This window comes from Bacillus cereus group sp. BfR-BA-01356 (genome assembly GCF_022663635.1).
GTDB lineage: Bacteria > Bacillota > Bacilli > Bacillales > Bacillaceae_G > Bacillus_A > Bacillus_A cereus.
The window spans coordinates 1-522 of the sequence record NZ_JAKUFX010000292.1; the positions used below are offsets into that span (position 1 = coordinate 1).

A 522-nucleotide genomic window follows, 5' to 3' on the forward strand; every position below is an offset into this window, starting at 1 on the left:
CCTTTTTGGAGCCAGCCGCCTAAGGTGGGACAGATGATTGGGGTGAAGTCGTAACAAGGTAGCCGTATCGGAAGGTGCGGCTGGATCACCTCCTTTCTATGGAGAATTGATAAGCGCTGCTTATCAATATAAGTTTCCGTGTTTCGTTTTCGTTTAGTTTTGAGAGTTCAATTCAGTATTGACTCTTAAATGAGGATATGATATAAATAAATCCTGCAATTTGTATGGGCCTATAGCTCAGCTGGTTAGAGCGCACGCCTGATAAGCGTGAGGTCGATGGTTCGAGTCCATTTAGGCCCACCATACATTTTGGGGCCTTAGCTCAGCTGGGAGAGCGCCTGCCTTGCACGCAGGAGGTCAGCGGTTCGATCCCGCTAGGCTCCACCAAAAAGCTATTTTAAATAGCAAATGGTATGTTCTTTGAAAACTAGATAACAGTGTAGCTCATATTTTTTAATTTTTAGTTTGGTTAAGTTAGAAAGGGCGCACGGTGGATGCCTTGACACTAGGAGTCGATGAAGG

At 45.2% G+C, this 522-nt stretch carries 2 tRNA genes and 1 rRNA gene; all 3 read left to right on the forward strand.

Going from position 1 to position 522, the window contains the following annotated elements:
• Positions 1-96 (forward strand): 16S ribosomal RNA (locus MR168_RS33070); the annotation flags it as partial.
• Positions 97-226: 130 nt separating this feature from the next.
• A tRNA-Ile gene (locus MR168_RS33075) sits at positions 227-303 on the forward strand.
• An 8-nt stretch (positions 304-311) separates the two neighbouring features.
• Positions 312-387 (forward strand) — tRNA-Ala (locus MR168_RS33080).
• Positions 388-522 lie beyond the last annotated feature (135 nt).